General features: G+C 67.1%; 17 protein-coding genes. 6 read left to right on the top strand and 11 right to left on the bottom strand.

The features are described 5' to 3' along the window. Nucleotides 1-72 precede the first annotated feature (72 nt). The 11 genes from RMP10_RS22580 to RMP10_RS22530 all read right to left on the bottom strand — a co-directional run bounded on the left by RMP10_RS22580 (nucleotide 73) and on the right by RMP10_RS22530 (nucleotide 10,890). Nucleotides 73-1,041 carry a hypothetical protein gene (locus tag RMP10_RS22580; protein ID WP_310572326.1) on the bottom strand — a complete coding sequence of 323 codons (969 nt, stop codon included), beginning with the start codon at nucleotides 1,039-1,041 and terminating at the stop codon, nucleotides 73-75. Beyond that, nucleotides 1,034-1,972, bottom strand: a complete 939-nt coding sequence (locus tag RMP10_RS22575) for a hypothetical protein (protein ID WP_310572325.1) — start codon at nucleotides 1,970-1,972, stop codon at nucleotides 1,034-1,036. The genes RMP10_RS22580 and RMP10_RS22575 overlap by 8 nt, the downstream gene beginning before the upstream one ends. A 7-nt stretch (nucleotides 1,973-1,979) precedes the next feature. Then, complete coding sequence (locus RMP10_RS22570) at nucleotides 1,980-3,011, bottom strand: Gfo/Idh/MocA family oxidoreductase (RefSeq protein ID WP_310572324.1); 1,032 nt, start codon at nucleotides 3,009-3,011, stop codon at nucleotides 1,980-1,982. Between the two features lie 6 nt (nucleotides 3,012-3,017). Continuing rightward, complete coding sequence (locus RMP10_RS22565; protein ID WP_310572323.1) at nucleotides 3,018-4,112, bottom strand: Gfo/Idh/MocA family oxidoreductase; 1,095 nt, start codon at nucleotides 4,110-4,112, stop codon at nucleotides 3,018-3,020. A gap of 30 nt (nucleotides 4,113-4,142) precedes the next feature. Further along, entirely contained in the window at nucleotides 4,143-5,936 is a 1,794-nt protein-coding gene (locus RMP10_RS22560) for a glycosyltransferase family 39 protein (RefSeq protein WP_310572322.1), read from the bottom strand. Between the two features lie 13 nt (nucleotides 5,937-5,949). Continuing rightward, on the bottom strand, nucleotides 5,950-6,777 hold the full coding sequence (locus tag RMP10_RS22555) for a glycosyltransferase family 2 protein (protein WP_310572321.1): 828 nt from the start codon (nucleotides 6,775-6,777) through the stop codon (nucleotides 5,950-5,952). Beyond that, nucleotides 6,774-7,778: an SDR family oxidoreductase gene (locus RMP10_RS22550; RefSeq protein WP_310572320.1), complete on the bottom strand. Its 1,005-nt coding sequence runs from the start codon at nucleotides 7,776-7,778 to the stop codon at nucleotides 6,774-6,776. Before RMP10_RS22550 ends, RMP10_RS22555 begins: the two co-directional genes overlap by 4 nt. A 116-nt stretch (nucleotides 7,779-7,894) precedes the next feature. After that, nucleotides 7,895-8,302, bottom strand: coding sequence for a VOC family protein (locus RMP10_RS22545; protein ID WP_309671515.1), 408 nt, complete (start codon nucleotides 8,300-8,302; stop codon nucleotides 7,895-7,897). 73 nt (nucleotides 8,303-8,375) lie between these two features. Further along, nucleotides 8,376-9,335: a sigma-70 family RNA polymerase sigma factor gene (locus RMP10_RS22540; protein ID WP_310572319.1), complete on the bottom strand. Its 960-nt coding sequence runs from the start codon at nucleotides 9,333-9,335 to the stop codon at nucleotides 8,376-8,378. After that, a complete protein-coding gene (locus RMP10_RS22535; protein WP_310572318.1) occupies nucleotides 9,335-9,715 on the bottom strand; it encodes a DUF1801 domain-containing protein in 381 nt (126 codons plus the stop codon). Before RMP10_RS22535 ends, RMP10_RS22540 begins: the two co-directional genes overlap by 1 nt. An 11-nt stretch (nucleotides 9,716-9,726) precedes the next feature. After that, nucleotides 9,727-10,890, bottom strand: a complete 1,164-nt coding sequence (locus tag RMP10_RS22530; RefSeq protein WP_310572317.1) for a VCBS repeat-containing protein — start codon at nucleotides 10,888-10,890, stop codon at nucleotides 9,727-9,729. Between the two features lie 279 nt (nucleotides 10,891-11,169). Between RMP10_RS22530 and RMP10_RS22525 the strand changes: the two genes are divergently transcribed. The 6 genes from RMP10_RS22525 to RMP10_RS22500 all read left to right on the top strand — a co-directional run bounded on the left by RMP10_RS22525 (nucleotide 11,170) and on the right by RMP10_RS22500 (nucleotide 17,186). After that, a complete protein-coding gene (locus RMP10_RS22525; protein WP_310572316.1) occupies nucleotides 11,170-11,379 on the top strand; it encodes a cation transporter in 210 nt (69 codons plus the stop codon). Nucleotides 11,380-11,392: 13 nt separating this feature from the next. Then, nucleotides 11,393-11,809, top strand: coding sequence for a cupredoxin domain-containing protein (locus tag RMP10_RS22520; RefSeq protein WP_310572315.1), 417 nt, complete (start codon nucleotides 11,393-11,395; stop codon nucleotides 11,807-11,809). A gap of 28 nt (nucleotides 11,810-11,837) precedes the next feature. Then, entirely contained in the window at nucleotides 11,838-14,228 is a 2,391-nt protein-coding gene (locus RMP10_RS22515) for a heavy metal translocating P-type ATPase (protein ID WP_310572314.1), read from the top strand. Between the two features lie 84 nt (nucleotides 14,229-14,312). After that, nucleotides 14,313-16,199, top strand: coding sequence for a PAS domain S-box protein (locus RMP10_RS22510; RefSeq protein ID WP_310572313.1), 1,887 nt, complete (start codon nucleotides 14,313-14,315; stop codon nucleotides 16,197-16,199). A 79-nt stretch (nucleotides 16,200-16,278) separates the two neighbouring features. After that, the gene (locus RMP10_RS22505) at nucleotides 16,279-16,632 is read left to right on the top strand and encodes an NADH-quinone oxidoreductase subunit A (protein ID WP_309671524.1); all 354 of its coding nucleotides are present in this window, start codon (nucleotides 16,279-16,281) and stop codon (nucleotides 16,630-16,632) included. A gap of 2 nt (nucleotides 16,633-16,634) precedes the next feature. Then, entirely contained in the window at nucleotides 16,635-17,186 is a 552-nt protein-coding gene (locus tag RMP10_RS22500) for an NADH-quinone oxidoreductase subunit B (protein ID WP_309671525.1), read from the top strand.

Below are 17,186 nucleotides of genomic sequence, written 5' to 3'. Positions count from 1 at the left end.
CGAGGTGCGCGAGACACTGCGGCAACAGCGCCTCGCTGCCACACGCGGCAACCACCACCGACACACCGGGCATCAGCACACCCTCGCCATGGCACCGCCGTCGCCGAACCAGGCACCGGTGACCTCACCGAGCCCCCACGCGGTCACGAACAGCGCGAGTAGCGGCAGGGACTGCAGCAGCTCCCGGCGGTGGGCGCCACTCCGCCACACGCGCGACGTGATGCGGGCGTAGAGCAGCACGGGCAGCGCCATCGCCGCCGCACCGTACGCGAGCCGAGACGGCATCGACGACGAGCGCACGCGATCGGCGGCGTACGCCCGCGCGTACAGGAATCGTTGTGCACCGTACTCGCTGACGGTGTAATGCTTCTTGTGCCCCACCACGATGTCCGGGCGGTTCCAGAGCACGATGCCGCGCCGACGCAGCTCGTCGTGCAGCACGTGCTCCCACCGCCCGGCGTGCACGACCTCCGCGCACTCCTGCAGCGCGGTGCGATCATAGGCCGTGTTGTTACCCATCAGCCACTCGGCGGGGCCAGCGGGGCGCGGCGTGAGCACGTGACTGTATTCGCAGAGAAAGGCGGCCCAGTCCACCGTGCTGGCCGTGGCCGCGTTCACCAAGGCGCCACCCACCACCCGCACATCGCCGCGGCACGCCTCGACGATCTGCTGCGCCCACTGCTCCGGCACGATCACATGATCCTCGATCACGGCGACCGTGGGTGCCGTGGCCATGTCGATCGCCAGGGCGCGCATGTGCGGGATTGTCGTGGTACCGGCCACCGGTAACAGGCGGACCGAGGGGAAGCGCTGCGACACGTGGGTGCGCACCGCACTGCCGCACCGCTCCGGCACGAGCACCTCGAGCCGCGTCTGTGTGCGCGACTCGGCCCGCTCGAGCGCCGACAAGCAGGCGACGAGATCCGACCAGCCATTGACCGACGGCACAACCACTGACAGCATCGGCGGCGGCCGGTAGCTCCCGGTGTGATGCGCGGCTTCCCTCCCGGTCTCAGGCGCGATCGGCGTCACGTCACTCATGCGCGAACGTTACTTGATTGCCGCGCCCGACGGCGGCGCGCCAGGCACCGACTGCCTCTCCCGCGGCCCAGGCGATCGTGAGCCGCACGACGGCTGGGAGGGCCCGCCGAATCCGAGCATGATCCACACCCGCGGCGCGTGCCCGGCGGGCGATGCGCGCCGCCAGCACCAGCGGCACGAGCGGCGCGGCCAGCACGATCCGGATCGCCGATTGACCATGCCGGTCGACCCGGCTGCCGCCGAACGAGACGGCATGCGCGAAGCGGTGTGCCCGAAGCGCACGCAGGTCGACGACGCCCTGCGCGGTGGCCAGTGCCGCCGGGACCATCAGCAGTTGCTTGCCCGCGCGGGCGAACCGCCGATGGAATTCGACCTCCCAGAACCCGTCGCGCAGCAGGTCCTCATGCTCAACGAGATGCGCGCGCAGATAGGCGGCATTGTCGCCGGGGATATCGTGGGCCGACATCACGCGGGGCCAGCGTCCGGGCAGGAACGCACTGAAGCGGACCAGCGTGGCGGCGTCGGCGTCCGACGCGACGGCTGGCAGCGCGACCGGTCCACCCGCGCCAATCACCCCGGCATCGACGCCGCCGTTGATCGCCTCCAGCAGCGCACCGGCCCACGTGATGCTCACGCACATCTGCGACGTGGTGAAGGCCACCACGCGTCCGCTGGCGGCGCGCAGGCCGAGGCCCCAGTTCACGGGCGTGAGCGCACCAGGCGCGACGGTGACGAAGCGCGCCGACGGAAGCGCACTCGGCAGGGGAAGCCCCTGCGCGTTCGCGGCCACCACGATCACCTCGTGCGTGAGGCCGCCGGTCACCCCGGCGACACTCTGCGCAATCGCACTGAGGGCGGCGGCGAGCGAACCGTCGCGCAGGGCATCGTCGTGGGAGACGGCCAGCACGATGCTCAGCGCCGGCGCGTTCACGAATGACTCACGGAGTGGTCCAGCCGCTGAGCGCGATCAGCCGGTCGCGCGCACGGGCTACGTCGAGCAGAGTGCGCGGCGTAATGGGCACGTCGCCGCGGCCCGCGAACGCGAGATACGCCCGATGCACGAGCGCCTGCAGCCCGGGATACGTCGACTCGGCGCGCAGTCCGCGCCGCGCCAGATTCGCCGAAGCCGCCACCATCGAACGGCCAGCCACGCGAAACGGACGCGCCGCCTTCGAGGCGCGAGTCACCGCGCCGGTATCGATCACCGAGTAGCCGTGGAACAGGTCGGCTACCGCCGAGGCCTTGGTGCCGAACACCCGCAGTTCCGCGCACGTCGGCCGCGCCGACATGGAGATCACGTACGCGATCGATGCGGAATCTGCGTGCGCGGTGATGCGCCATTCACCGGGGCTTACGCGCGTGACCTGCCACGGCAAACCGTGTAGCGACCCCTCGCCGTGCGACGTCTCGCCGTGCGACGTCGGCAACAGCACCTGCGTCAGGGACAGACAGTGCGGCAGGATCTCCGCCACGACATCGTCGGCGTCGCGCGGGCCGCTGGCGCCCGCTGATGCTATCATGAGTTCGACGTGTACGATGGTGCCCAGCACGTCGCGCCTCGCCAGTAGATCGCGCACCCCCTGCTGGAACGGAAACTGATGCACCGGCACCAGATGACGGCCGCGGGCGGCGGCGAGCGCACAGAGCGCCTCGGCTTCGGGTGCCGTGGCCGTGAGCGGCTTCTCGCCGATCACATGACAGTCGGCGTGAAATGCCGCTTCGATCACCGCCCGGTGCGCGGGCAGCGGCGTGCATACGTGCACCACCGTGGGCGTCGTGGCCTGCAGCGCCGACGCCACGTCGGCGAACACTGGCACGCGGCCAGCCGTGCCAGCGAGCGCGGTGGCGCGAGACGGATCGGGGTCGACCACCCCCACCACCACCCCGCCGCTCGCCGTGATGGCGTGCGCATGAGAACGACCCATCAGGCCGGCTCCGACGATCAACGCGCCGATCGGTGCGTGACTCATCGCGACTTACCCGATCTGCACATCGCGCAACTCCGCGATCAAGGCGTCGTCGATCGTGACCCGCTGCCCGATCGCGGCCGAGTGGTACGCCGCGGCGATGACCGTCATCACGTCGCGGCCCAGCTCACCGCTGGCCGGTGGCTCGGTGCCATCGCGGAACGCCGCCAGAGAGCGCTCGAATACATCGCGCGTCGCCACCATGCAGGGGTCCTTCGGATTGCGCGCCAGCATGGAGCGCGTGGCGCCCACTTCCTGCCAGGCGATACCGGCGATGCCGTATTCCACACGCATATGCGGGCGCGTGCTGCGAAACAAACCGGCGGAAATGCGGGCACGGCCGCCGAATGACGCGCGCAACGACGCGCGGTCGGTGTCGGCGCGGACCTCGAAGTACTGCGTTTCCCCTTTCGCCAGGCGGTTCTGCGTGATCGTGGCCAGACGTCCACGACTGAACTCCATGGTGAGCAGCGCCACGGCATCGGTCTCACCCTCGCGCACGCCGCAGGTGGAAGTCCACGCCTGCACCGCGCGCGGACGCTCCCCGAACAGCGCCATGAGGAAATCGACGAGGTGCACGCCGGCTTCGTACAGTGTGCGCTGCCGCATGTCGCCGCGCCAGCCGGGCTCGGCCCACGGCGGCAGATCGATTTGTTGCCACACCTGCGCGAAGTTGAGCCCCCCCGTGGCGCCACTGCTCACGGCATCGCGCACCGCCTTGAACACCGGCATCTCACGGAACTCGTGATTGAGCGCGACGCGACGACCGGCGGCGCGCGCGGCGGCCAACACCATGTCCGCCTGCGCGATGCTGGACACGAACGGCTTCTCGCACAGCACATGCGCACCGGCGCTGAACGACTGCAGGCAGAGCGCCGCGTGTGAGCCCGGCGGCGTGCCGATGCACACCACGTCGGGGCGCGCGGTGGCGAACATCTCCTCGACACTGGCGAAGACCGGCACCCGGAATGTCGACTTCGCCTGGTCGCGGCGGGTGGCGTCGAGATCCACCCCGCCCACGACGTCGACGTCGCGCATGGCCGTCAGCGCCGGCAGATGCAGCGTGGCCCCCGCGTTACCCAATCCGATGACCGCGACTTTCACCACGACCGTCCGTTCACGACGCCTGCTGGGTCATGGCGCGGTGCCCGATGTGGCGGCAGCGTCTCGTTCGCGCCACACGCTGATCCCACCATCGCCCACCGTACCGTCGAACGTGTGTTGCAGCGTCCAGCCGGAGTGCACGCGCGCGTTCAGTTCCGGGAGATCCATCTGCAATGCTCGTTCAAAGGTGACGACCAACCACACGCGTCCTGCACCGCGCTGTGCCAGCGCACTGTCGAGCGCTGGCACGGTGCGCACAAAGCGGTAGCGCTCGTCGAGGGGCGCACCGGCGCGCGCGCCGTAGTACCGCATGCCCAGTTCGGCGAGATACACCACCACCACGCGATCATCGGGCTTACGCGCCCGCTCCACGTAGGCCAGCGCTGCGCGATACGGCTGCTTCGGTATCGCATAATACCGCCCGAGCGACGCGGCCGACAACATGGCGAGGACTGCCACGGTGCCAGTGCCCATCAGCACGGCCCGCCTCGGCCGCGCACGCCAGATCCACCCGGCACCGGCGTCGATCGCCACCACGGCCGTGAGCACCGCCAGGGGTAGCCACAGCAAAAAGAAACGCGGCGAGATGGTGAGTCCGCGCACCAGCAGGAACGCGAGCGTGAGCACGCCCGGCAGGGCGAGGGCCAACGCCAGCGCCCACGCGCGCCGAAGCACGGCGAACGCGCCGGCCGCCGCCACCAGCAGAAATGGCACCGCCGCCAGCAGCGCGCCGACGCCGACGCCGCCCGAACCGAACCCGGCACTCACACCGCGCAGCACTTCGCGCGCGAACTCCCATGAGAAGAGCACGAAGCCGGTGCTCTGCGTTTTGTAGACGTTCGAAATCACCACGTACACTTCGGGCATCGCGACCGCATACAGTTCGGCGCTCAGAAATCCGGCAATCGCCAATACCACAAGCACGCGGCGCAGCAGCGGCATCGCCGCGCCGCCCGCCCGATGCACGCGCCACACGGCGGCCAGCGCCGCAAACCCCTGGGCGGCCAGCACGAACGCCGTATTCAGCAGCGCAGCGACGCCCAGCACGGTGGCCATCACGTACAGCAGCCAGTCGCGCCCGCGATCGTCACGCAGTCCGTTCACGAGGGCTCGCGTGCTGAGCAGCGCCAGGCAGAGGTAGGCGGTGTACCCGCGGGCGTTCTGCGAGAAGAACAGATGGTGGTACGACACCGCCAGCAGCAGCGCTGCGCCCAGCGACGCGCGTCGCGAAAGCGCCAGCCGTGCGCACCAGTACAGCGCCGGCACACCGGCCACGCCGAACGCGACGGCCGGCAAGCGCACCGACCACGCCTGCTCGCCGAAGAGCGCGATCATCCCCTTCAGCAGCAGCGTGTTCAACAGGTGATTGTTCGACCGCAGGTAGCTGCCGACGATCTGCGGTACCGACAACGACGCGTAGTCGAGGATCGGCGAGATCTCGTCGAGCCAAAGATCGCGGTCGAGGTGATACACCCGCAGCGCCAGCGCCACCAGCGTGATGATCGTGAGACCGACGGCGGCCGCGCGCGGCGTGAGGTCGCCCGATTCCTCGCGCTGCAGATGTCCCGCCAGTCGCGACGTCGGGGCCATGCGCACGAATCGCCAGTCGAACGCCGCCACCAGCAACAGCACCGCGGCCTCCACCGCCAACACGAGGCGCAGCACCGTAACGCCGCTGATAGGTGGCGGCGGCAACTCCGCCTGCCGCGGCAAGGCGTCGTACCACGCATGCGGCATCAGCGCCGCCGCCAATGCCACGCCGATCGCCGCCACCAGCAACAGCCAACGCGACCGCGGCCACGCCTGCCGCGTCGCGTCGGTCACCGTTCGGAGGCCGTCACGAGCCGGCCGACGTGCGCTCGTGCGGCCGACTCTCGCGCATCCAGGTCTCCAGCGCCGGCTTGACCCGCGCACCATGCGTGTTCGACGCGTATGACCGTGCGCGCTGCGGCTGGAAGATGTTCACCAGCACGCAGCGCACGAACGTAGGCCATTCGCGCCACACCGCGATGTGACTCGTGCCGAACAGCCGCGCGTATTCATGCGTGGGCCGGTTCACGACTCGATATCCGTACGTCAGCACCTTCATCACCATTTCCTGCTCGATGGTGTGCCGGTCTTCGGCGAGCTGGACCTCGAGCGCGACCTCGCGTCGAACGGCGCGGAAGCCATTCAGCGTATCGGTGAGGGCGACGTCGAAGCGCCGGTTGATCGCGATGTTCATCGAGATGTTGCCGATCGTGCGAATCAGCTGCCCTACCGTGACCGACAGTTCGTCCGTACCACCAGAGAAGCGGCTACCCACACACAACTCGGCGTCTCGGGCCAGCACCGGCCGCACCAGCGACGGAATATCGGCCGGATCGTGCGAACCGTCGGCGTCGAGGAACACGACGATGTCGGCCGTGGTCTCGCCGAGACTCTGTCGCACGGCGGCGCCTTTACCCCGCCCGCGGTCGGTGATCACGCGGGCCCCCGCGGCACGGGCCTGTTCCGCCGTGCCATCGCGCGACCCGCCATCGAGCACCAGCACGTCGTGCACGTAGCGCGCGGTTTCGCGCACGACTTCGGCAATGGTGTGCGCCTCGTTGCGCGCGGGAATCACCGCCGCCACGCGCGCGTCACCGTACTCCTGGATCGCAAAGGCGCTCACGGGCGCGCTCACGGCTCCGCGGCGTTCGCCAGCCCCGCCCCGCCGATGAGCTCCGGCACTTCTCCACTCGCGAGCAGCGTGTCGAAGTAGGCAATCGTGCTCGCCAGACCAAGCTGCATCGAGACGCTCGGCGCCCAGCCTAGCACCTCGCGCGCCTTCGTGATATCCGGCTGACGCTGGCGCGGATCGTCGGGCGGCAGCGGGCGGCGCACAAGCTGCGAGCGCGAACCGGTGAGACCGATGATCGTTTCGGCGAGCACGCGCACGGTGCACTCTTCGGGGTTGCCGAGGTTGATCGGCCCGACGACCGAATCGGGTGTCTGCATCATGCGATGCAGTCCGTCGATGAGATCGCTCACGTAACAGAAGGAACGCGTCTGTTCGCCGTCACCGAACAACGTGATGTCGTCGCCGCGCAGCGCCTGCATGATGAAGTTCGACACCACGCGCCCGTCGCTGGGGTGCATGCGCGGACCGTAGGTGTTGAAGATGCGCACGACCTTGATGCGCACCTGATCCTGATGGTAGTAGTCGAAGAACAACGTTTCGGCGCATCGCTTGCCTTCGTCGTAGCAGGAACGCGGACCGATCGGATTCACGTTGCCCCAGTATGACTCCGACTGCGGGTGTACGATCGGGTCACCATACACCTCCGACGTAGACGCCTGCAACACCTTGGCCCGGAGGCGTTTCGCCAGTTCCAGCATGTTGATCGCGCCGATCACACTGGTCTTGGTGGTCTGCACCGGATCGTGCTGGTAGTGTACGGGCGACGCCGGGCAGGCCAGGTTGTAGATCTCGTCGGCTTCCACATTCAGCGGCATCGTGACGTCGTGCCGCAGCAGTTCAAAGCGCTTGTAGTCGAGCAGATGCTCGACCCCGCGCCGCGAACTCGTGAAGAAGTTGTCGACACACAGCACCTCGTGCCCCTGCGACAGCAGCAGTTCGCACAGGTGCGAGCCGAGAAAACCGGCACCGCCTGTGACGACGATCCGTTGTGGGGCGACAGGCATGCGAGACGACGGAAGAGGGAGCGGGCAGGCGACGGGCGTCACGAAAAATGGCGGACACCCGCCGACAATGGCACCCGCGCCGCTGCCTTGGTCTCCCCTCTCGGGTGGCTTTGGCGCTACTGGATCGTGGTGGGGTCCATCCAGAACACCTCCCAGTGGTGCTCGTCCAGGTCGTAGAAGCTCCAGGCGTACATGAACCCGTGATCCTGTACCGGCATCGCTTCCCGTCCGCCGGCCGCCACCGCTTTCTGCACCATCGCGTTCACGTCATCGCGACTCTCACAACTCAGCGCGAACAGCGCCTCGGTGTGCGTGCGGGTATCGCAGAGTGCCTTCGTCGTGAATCCCCCGAAGAACGGCACGGTGAGCAGCATCACGTAGGCCTCGTCGCTCACGATCATACACGCCGCGTTCTGGTCGGTGAACTGTGGGTTGAAGGTGAAGCCGAGCGCGGTGAAGAACGCCTTTGTGGCGTCCAGGTCTTTCACCGAGATGTTGAGGAAGATTTTTCGGGCGGTGCTCATGGGAGGATTGGGTGTGCGGGAGATGGCGTAGACGATCGGCATATATCTCTTCGACCCGCCATCCACCCGAAAATCATCGGTCGAGCCGCATCGGTAGTCCGAAGTGTGGAAATAGCGTCTCGGTATCAAGGAAGTAGTGCATCGTGCCGATGCGATCACCGACGAAGTCGAGCACGATCAGCGACCAAGGCTCGGCCCCATTCTGCCGGTACTGCGCAAACGCCGGCGCACCGCTGGCCTGCGTGGCCACGAGCCGCGACGGTTTGCACCCGGCGCCGCGGCCCGTGAGCCAGGCGGCCACGTCCAACGGTCCCTGGAGCCAGAACGCGAAGGGCGGCATGCACATGACCACATCGTCTCGCAGCAGTGCGGTGAGGGCCGGCACGTCATACGCCTCGAAGGCGGCCACGAAACGCTCGAGTGTGCGCTGCTGCTGCGCGTTCAACGCCAGCGGCGTACCGGCGGGCGCATTCGAGCGGCGCGCGTCGAGCGTGGCGCGGGCGCGCTGCAGCGCGCTGTTCACCGCGGCGGTGCTGAGGTCGAGGCAGTCGGCCACTTCCGCCGCCGACCAGTTGAGCACCTGCGTGAGAATCAGGGCCGCGCGCTGACGAGGCGGCAGCGCCTGCAACGCCGACACGAAGGCCAGTCGCAGATGCTCGCGCATCACGGCGCGCTCGTGCGGATCGTCGGTACTCGGGATCGCGCGCACATCTGGGATGGGCTCGAGCCAGTGCGCGCGGGGACGCGTCGTGAGTTCGTCGGTGGTCGCGGAACGCGGCATGTCGTCGAACGCCAGCACGCGCGGCGTGCGATCGCCGAGCGCATCGAGACACACGTTGGTGGCGATGCGATGCAGCCACGTGCCCAACGCCGAGCGACCGTCGAATTTCTCGAGTGCGCGCCAGGCCCGCAGCATGGTCTCCTGCACCGCGTCTTCGGCATCCACGACCGAACCCAGCATGCGGTAGCAGTGACCGGTCAGTGCGGCCCGATGCGCCTCGAGGTCGATCGCCGCGACAGCGTTCGGCGACATCAGTTGACCTCCTCGATCCAATGCCGCAGAATCTGCGACAGCGCGTCACGCTTGGCGTCGACATCGGCCAGATCACGCAGGGCGATGATGGCACGGTCGGCGCTCTTCCACTGCAGCAGCCTGTGCGGGTCGGGAACGGTCGCGCGCACCGTCGCGTCGGGTCGTCCTTTGGCCCCCAAGTGCAGCACGAGCTGAAAACCGGTCTTGGCGCGCAGGTGGAACGTGGCAAAGTGCTCAGCGGTGTGAAAGCTGGGAGCGTTCCACTTCACCGATTCGCCGATTCGCGGGTCGGCCTGCAGGATGATACGCCGCAACTCGTGCATGGCATCGAGCTGCGGATGGTCGAGCGTGGCAAGCAGTACGTCCACCTCATTGGGCATGGCGGCGGTACCTATCGTCGGCGAGGAGCGGGCTTCAGCGCACGGCGCGCGCCGAAGTACAGCACATTCGGTGCCTCCGAGCGCCCGGCGGCGATGTCCACGTGTCCGTCCCCGTCCACATCTCCGATCGCAAAGCCGTACACGGTGCCCCGGCCGTCGCCGAACCGTACCCGCGCGAAGGTGGTGCCGGTGCGGATGTACGCCACCGACTCTGCCTCGACGTAGCCCACCACGATATCGGTCAGGCCATCGGCGTTGAGATCACCCACCGCCAGCGCGTACGGCGCCGTTTGCTCCCGGCCAAGCGACACACCGGCGGCAAAGACACCGTCGCGTGTACCGGCGTAGAGCGAGAGACCATTCGCTTCGTCGATGGCGACGAGATCCACGAGGCCGTCGCCAGTGAAGTCACCCGACTCCGACGCGCGGATCGCGGCGTCGGCGGGACCGAACGGCACACCGGTGAACCCGGGCTCGGGTCCACTGCGTGCGTGCTGCAGATACACCATGCTCTGCCCGCCGTCGCGGTGCGGCACGATGAGGTCGACGAGCCCGTCCCGATTCACGTCGGCGGGCGTGATCGTAGTCGCCGACTCCCGTGAAAAGCGGAGGCACTGGTCGTCGAACCGGCCCGCCCCGCGATTGAGACACAGGTAGTTGCCGCCGGGATTCTTGCCGTAGCGGTTGGCCACAATGATGTCGGGCAAGCTGTCGCCATTGACGTCGGCGACACTGGCGTTGCGCGTCGGCCACTCGGCCTTTCCGAACGAGGACCCCACCGTGAAGTGCCCCGTCCCATCGTTCAGATACACGAGGCTCGGGTCGGGACGATCGTTGCTGAGCACGACGTCGAGATCGCCGTCCCGGTCGATATCCACCAACCGCGCCGCGTACGACCGGTCGGACGCGATGCCGAGGTCGCGAGCCGGCGCGAAGCCGCCCTTGCCGTTGCCCAGAAGCACCCGGTCCACCAGCGGCCAATGCCGCCCCTTCGCCAGCACGATATCCGGCGTGCCGTCGCCGTTCACGTCCCCGATGCTGGCGTTGGCCGACGTTTCGGCGGTGGTCTCGAGCAGGAGCACGCGATCGAACTGCGGCAGCGCGAGCTGGGCATTCGCGGCGTGAATCGGCAACGACAGCGCGAGCAGCGCGGCAACAGATCGAGAGAGGTGCATGCCCCAACCTGCTGCACGTTGCAATCGCTCGCCAGCGTCGACGCCTCATGCCGGTGCCTGTTCACGCAGAGAGGCAGAGAGCGCAGAGTACGCAGAGACGATCACAAGTGGCGCCCTCTGCGTGCTCTGCGCTCGCTGCCTCTCTGCGCGATCGGTTCCGCTGGATCGCCCAAAGCCGCCTGCAGCGCCTCCAAACCCAGTTGACATAGGGGTGGGGGGTATCGATATTTAGAACACAAGGGCACCTGCCTCTCTCCCCGTTTCAATTGGAGCGACCCGATGGACAAGCTCACGATGCAGATCTCCGGCATGACCTGCGGCCATTGCGTGGCCGGTGTCACCCGCGCCCTGAAGGGCGTTCCCGGCGTCACCGTCGACCAGGTGGCCATCGGGACCGCGTCGGTGGCGTACGACCCGACCGCGACGACGCCGACGGACATTGCCAAGGCGGTTGAAGAAGAAGGCTACCACGTCGTTTCCGCGACCTAAGCCGGAGACCGCCATGACCGGTATCGAGTGGATCGTCGTGTTGGGTGGCACCGCCACCATCGCCTGGGTCAACTGGTACTTCTTCGCGTCGTCGCCGGTGACCGCGTCGGTCACCGCCTCGGCCGTGGCGTCCACCGCCACGTCCGGGGCCACGGCGGCTGCGGGACCGCCGAGCATCACGATCACGGTCGACGGCGGCTACAGCCCGCAGTCGGTGCAGGTCCCGGCGGGACAGCCTGTCCGCCTGATCTTTGACCGACGGGATACCGGGAGCTGTTCCGACGAGGTCGTCTTCCCCGACTTCGGGATCCGCAGATTTCTCCCGACCGGGCAACAGACGACGATCGAGATCACACCACCCAAGGCTGGGACCTACGCATTCATGTGCGGCATGAGCATGCTGCGCGGTTCCGTGATCGCCGTCGCCTAACGGCGCCCACGGGCCACCAGGAGGTTTAATGGACACCATTCGCATTCCGGTCAGCGGTATGACGTGCGCCGCGTGCCAGTCACGAGTGCAGCGCACGCTGCAGAAACAGCCGGGCGTCAGCGACGCGACGGTCAATCTCATGATGCACAATGCGACCGTGACCTTCGATCCGACCGCCACGTCGCCTGACGCCCTCGTGGCGGCCATTGTCGACACGGGGTACGGGGCCGCGCTGGCCCCGCCGGATCAGTCGGCATTTGAAGAGCAGGAAGCGCGCGATCGCGCGACCACCACGGAGTACCTCACCCTGCGCCGCAAGGCGATCGTGAGTGGCATCGCCGGGGCGATGGCCATGATCATCTCCATGCCGCTCATGAGCCAGCTGGCGGCCACCATGCACGCGCACGGCGGCGCGTCCGCCGTCGGCGATCCCTTCATGCGCTGGTCGATGACGGTGCTTGACCCCGCGCTCCGCCGTGTGGCGCCGTGGATGTACGCCATCGATCCGCGCGTCACCACCTGGCTGCTGCTGGCGCTCACGCTGGGCGTGATGACCTGGGCCGGACGGCACTTCTACACCGGTGCGTGGTCCGCCTTTCGCCATCACGCCGCCGACATGAACACCCTCGTGGCGGTCGGTACCGGCGCCGCGTTTCTGTACTCCGTGGTGGCAACCGTCGCCCCCGAATTCTTCGTGCGTCGGGGGGTGGCACCCGATGTGTACTACGAAGCCGTGGTGCTCATCATCGCGCTGATTCTCACCGGCAATATGTTCGAGGCGCGCGCCAAGCAGCGCACTTCGTCGGCGTTGCGGGCGTTGGTACACCTGCAGCCGAAAACCGCGCGCGTGCTGCGCGACGAGCAGGAGCTCGACTTGCCGGTCGAGTCGGTGATGGCCGGCGATACCGTGATCGTGCGCCCCGGCGAGCGCATTCCTGTTGACGGCGAGCTGCTCGCCGGTAGCAGCGCCGTCGATGAGAGCATGCTGACCGGGGAATCGATGCCGGTCACGAAGGGGGTTAGCGACCGCGTGATCGGCGGCACCATCAACGCCACCGGCGCCTTTCGATTCCGCGCCACCACGCTGGGTGGCGATAGCGTACTGGCGCAGATCGTGAAGCTGATGCGCGATGCGCAGGGCTCGCGGGCGCCGATTCAACGGCTGGCCGATCACATCTCGGGCATCTTTGTGCCGGTCGTTCTGTCGCTGGCGGTGCTCACGTTCATGGTGTGGTTCGTCGCGGCGGATAGCGCACCGGCGGTGCGCGCCTTTGCCGCGTCGGTGGCCGTGCTGATCATCGCCTGCCCCTGTGCAATGGGCCTGGCCGTGCCGACCGCCGTCATGGTGGCGACCGGGAAGGGAGCCGAGCTGGGTGTGCTCATCAAGGGGGGCGAAGCCCTGCAGCGCGCCGGCGATCTCAACACGGTGGTGCTCGACAAGACCGGCACGGTCACCGAGGGGAAGCCCGCGGTCACCGACGTGGTCCTCGCCATCGACGGCGCGTTCGTGGGTCGCGAGCACGACCTGCTGCGGCTGGTCGCGTCGATCGAGTCACGCAGCGAACATCCGTTGGCCGATGCGATCGTGCGCCATGCGCGGGGGCTGGGGCTCACGGTGACTGAACCCCACAGCTTCGAATCGCAGACCGGCCGCGGCGCGATCGGCGTCGTGCGTGATGGCGACGCGACGACGGGCCGCGACGTCGCGATCGCCGTCGGGAACGCGGCGCTCATGGCCGACTATTCGGTGGATACGGCATCGGCGCAGGCCGATGTGGATCGCTTGGCCAATGACGGCAAGACGCCGATGTTCGTGGCGATCGATGGCGTACTCGCCGGCGTGATCGCCGTCGCCGATCCCATCAAGGAGAGTTCACGGGCCGCGATCACGCAATTGCACGCCATGGGTCTCGAGGTCGTGATGCTCACGGGCGACAATCAGCGTACCGCCGACGCGGTAGCGCGCCTGGCTGGCATCGATCGCGTGGTCGCGGGGGTGCTCCCGGCCGGCAAAGTCGCGGAGATCACCCGCCTGCAGGCCTTGGGACGTGTAGTGGCGATGATCGGCGACGGCATCAACGACGCCCCGGCCCTGGCGCAAGCCGATGTCGGCATGGCGATCGGCACCGGTACCGACGTCGCCATCGAGGCGGGGGATATTGTACTGATGCGCGGCGATCTGCGGACGGCGGCCCAGGCCATCGCGCTCTCGCGACGGACCATGCGCACGATGAAACAGAACCTGTTCTGGGCCTTCGTCTACAACGTGATCGGTATTCCGGTGGCAGCGGGTGTATTATATCCCGCCTTCGGACTGCTGCTCAGCCCCATTCTGGCCAGTGCCGCGATGGCCTTCAGCTCGGTGAGTGTGGTCTCGAACAGTTTGCGGTTGCGACGGTTCGCCGCGACGATCCAGTAGCCTTCGCACGGTACAAGCGTCTACACTTCACAGCGTTGCGATGACGAGCAACCACGCAGATCCCAGCCCGACCATACCGGACCCGTGACCGTTTCAAGTTCCGACGCGCTGAGGCAGACCTTCCGTGACGTCGCTATCGGCATGGTCATCACCGATGCCGACGGTCAGATCGTCCAAACGAACGGCGCATTTTGCCGTCTGCTCGGCTTCGACGAAACCGCCCTCTGCGGCCGCGCGCTGACGTCGGTGATGCACGCCGACGACCAGACGCTCGATGCCCGCGCCTTGCACGAGCTGCTGTCGGGCGTGCGGAGCAGCGACATGGTCACGACGCGTTTCGTCCACGCCGACGGTCGCGAGATCTGGGGTGACGTCCACCTCTCCGTGATTCGCGGGGACGACGGCGCCCCGGCGTACATCGTGCGCATGACCGAGGATGTCACTGCGCGCCAACGCGCCCTGGACGAGCGCGATCGGTTCTTCGACCTGTCGCTCGACATGCTCAGCATCGCCAACTACGACGGCTGGTTCACCCACGTGAATCCCGCCTGGACACGATGCCTGGGATGGACCGCCGAGGAGCTCACCAGTCGTCCGTTGATCGAGTTTGTGCACCCCGACGACCGGGACAAAGTTTTTGCCGACCGGAAGAAGATTTTTCCGGGACAGTCGATGCGGGACATCGAGAACCGGTACCGGTGCAAGGACGGGTCGTATCGCTGGTTGTCGTGGAGCGTGCACCCGCAGGTCGATACGCGCCAGGTGATCGGCGTAGTGCGTGATATCACGGAGAAGAAGCGTCATGAGGCTGAACGCCGGCAGCTCGAGGCGCGTGTGGCGCGCGCGCAGCGCATGGAAGGCATCGGCACGCTGGCGGGCGGGATTGCGCACGACCTGAACAACGTACTTGCCCCGATCATGCTGTCGATCGAGGTGCTCAAGGCGGAGGCGGGCTTCGACGCACAGCGTGAGGTGCTCGACACGATTGAGGCGAGCGCGCGCCGGGGCGCCGACATGGTCCGGCAGGTGTTGTCGTATGCGCGGGGGGTCGAAGGGCTGCGCGTGGTTCTCAGCCTGCCGGCCGTGTTGCGCGATGTGTTGCGGCTGGTGAGCGATCGCCTCACAGCCAACGTAGAGCTCCACACGTCACTGCCGGAACACCTGTGGACGTTCGTCGGCGACTCGACGCAGATTCAGCAGGTGTTGCTCAACCTGCTGCTGAATGCGAAAGACGCGATGCCGGAGGGTGGCACGATCACGATCTCGGCGCGCAACGTGGAGCTGCACGCCGCCGATATTTCCGAGCCTGAACTGTCCGCCGGCCCGTACCTGCAGATCGAGGTGCGCGACACGGGTCACGGCATAGCACCCGAGCACCTCGACAAGATCTTCGACCCGTTCTTCACCACCAAAGGCATCGGCGAGGGGTCTGGACTCGGGCTCTCCACCTCGCACGCGATCGTACGCAGCCACGGCGGATTCTTTCAGGTCGAGAGCACGCCGGGTATCGGCACGACGTTCAGGGTGTCGCTTCCCGCTTCGACGACGACGCCGGCGGCATTGGCGCCCGATCCCGCGGCGACCATGCCGCAGGGTGCCGACGAGTGCATTCTGGTCATCGACGACGAGGACTCGATCCGTCGTCTTCTGCAAACCACGCTCCGTCGCGCCGGCTACCGCGTGCTCGCCGCCAGCAATGGCTCGGAGGGGGTGGTGCAATTCACTGCACACCGCTCTGACATCGCGCTGGTCCTGACTGACCTCATGATGCCGGTAATGGACGGGATCGCGGCGATCCGGGCAATTCGGGCGATCGATGCAACCGTGCGAATCGTGGCGATGAGCGGACTGGCCACGACGGAACGTCGACACGCCGCGCTGCGCGAGGGCGCCACGCACTTCCTCGCCAAGCCGTTCTCGGCGGATTCGTTGTTGACGACGGTGCGCACGGCGATCCTGGGCACCCCGTAGGCGCTCCGACTGGGCCATCGATCGCAGAACTAGGCGCGAGGTGGGCTCAGGCGCTAGTTTCAGAATGATGAGCCCCTATGTGACCTTCATCCTCTATCTGCTGGCGATCGTCGGATTTCTGGGACTCGTGCTCACGCTGAACGCGTGGCTCGGTCCCAAGCCGGCGATGACGAGCACCAAGTTCGAGCCCTTCGAATGCGGTGCGACGCCAGTGGATTTCGTGAATGTGAAGGCGGTGCCCATCAAGTACTACGCGGTGGCCATCATTTTTATTCTGTTCGACCTCGAGACGATGTTCCTGTTCGTCTGGGCACTGGGCGCCAAGCCGCTCTCGGGGTTCCTGATGTTCACGCTGGCGCTGTTCATCTTTCTGCTGGTCATCAGCCTGCTGTACGTCTACAAGGCGCGCATTCTGGAAGCGGTGACGGAGTAATCATGTACGGCAAACCGCTTCCCATCGTGGACGCTTTCGGCTTTCCGGCCGCATCCACGCCGGCGACCACGCACACCAAGTCCGCGTCGTTCGAGTATCTCACGACCCGCAAGGACGAACTGGTGGGTTGGGCACGCAAGTTCTCGCTCTTCCCCTACCCGTTCGTGACCGCCTGCTGCGCCATGGAGTTCATGGCCGTCAGCGCGTCAGCCTACGACACCGACCGCTTCGGCGCCGCCCTGCCCCGTTTCTCGCCCCGTCAGGCCGACCTGCTCATGGTGGTCGGCACCGTCACGCAGAAGCAGGCGCCGATTCTGCTCAAGGTGTACGAACAGATGTGCGAGCCGAAGTGGGTCATGGCGTTCGGCGTGTGCGCAACCTCGGGCGGGTTCTATCAGAACTATGCGTCACTCCCAGGCATCGATCGCATCATTCCGGTGGATGTCTACGTGCCGGGATGTCCGCCGCGCCCCGAGATGGTGATCGACGGCATCATGCAGCTGCAGGAAAAGATCGCCAACGGGAAGCATCTCATTGTGAACGAGTCGTTCTGA

The organism is Gemmatimonas sp. (genome assembly GCF_031426495.1).
In the GTDB taxonomy this organism is placed as follows: domain Bacteria; phylum Gemmatimonadota; class Gemmatimonadetes; order Gemmatimonadales; family Gemmatimonadaceae; genus Gemmatimonas.
The sequence above is the reverse complement of the archived record's forward strand: the minus strand, read 5'-3'. Positions and strand labels throughout refer to the sequence as shown.

Coding starts and splice junctions, on each gene's coding strand:
- RMP10_RS22535 (WP_310572318.1), bottom strand. CDS start 9,715: ATGCCCAATGAGGTGGACGTACTGCTTGCCACGCTCGACCATCCGCAG.
- RMP10_RS22500 (WP_309671525.1), top strand. CDS start 16,635: ATGTACGGCAAACCGCTTCCCATCGTGGACGCTTTCGGCTTTCCGGCC.
- RMP10_RS22540 (WP_310572319.1), bottom strand. CDS start 9,335: ATGTCGCCGAACGCTGTCGCGGCGATCGACCTCGAGGCGCATCGGGCC.
- RMP10_RS22550 (WP_310572320.1), bottom strand. CDS start 7,778: ATGCCTGTCGCCCCACAACGGATCGTCGTCACAGGCGGTGCCGGTTTT.
- RMP10_RS22520 (WP_310572315.1), top strand. CDS start 11,393: ATGACCGGTATCGAGTGGATCGTCGTGTTGGGTGGCACCGCCACCATC.
- RMP10_RS22545 (WP_309671515.1), bottom strand. CDS start 8,302: ATGAGCACCGCCCGAAAAATCTTCCTCAACATCTCGGTGAAAGACCTG.
- RMP10_RS22570 (WP_310572324.1), bottom strand. CDS start 3,011: ATGAGTCACGCACCGATCGGCGCGTTGATCGTCGGAGCCGGCCTGATG.
- RMP10_RS22530 (WP_310572317.1), bottom strand. CDS start 10,890: ATGCACCTCTCTCGATCTGTTGCCGCGCTGCTCGCGCTGTCGTTGCCG.
- RMP10_RS22525 (WP_310572316.1), top strand. CDS start 11,170: ATGGACAAGCTCACGATGCAGATCTCCGGCATGACCTGCGGCCATTGC.
- RMP10_RS22580 (WP_310572326.1), bottom strand. CDS start 1,041: ATGAGTGACGTGACGCCGATCGCGCCTGAGACCGGGAGGGAAGCCGCG.
- RMP10_RS22515 (WP_310572314.1), top strand. CDS start 11,838: ATGGACACCATTCGCATTCCGGTCAGCGGTATGACGTGCGCCGCGTGC.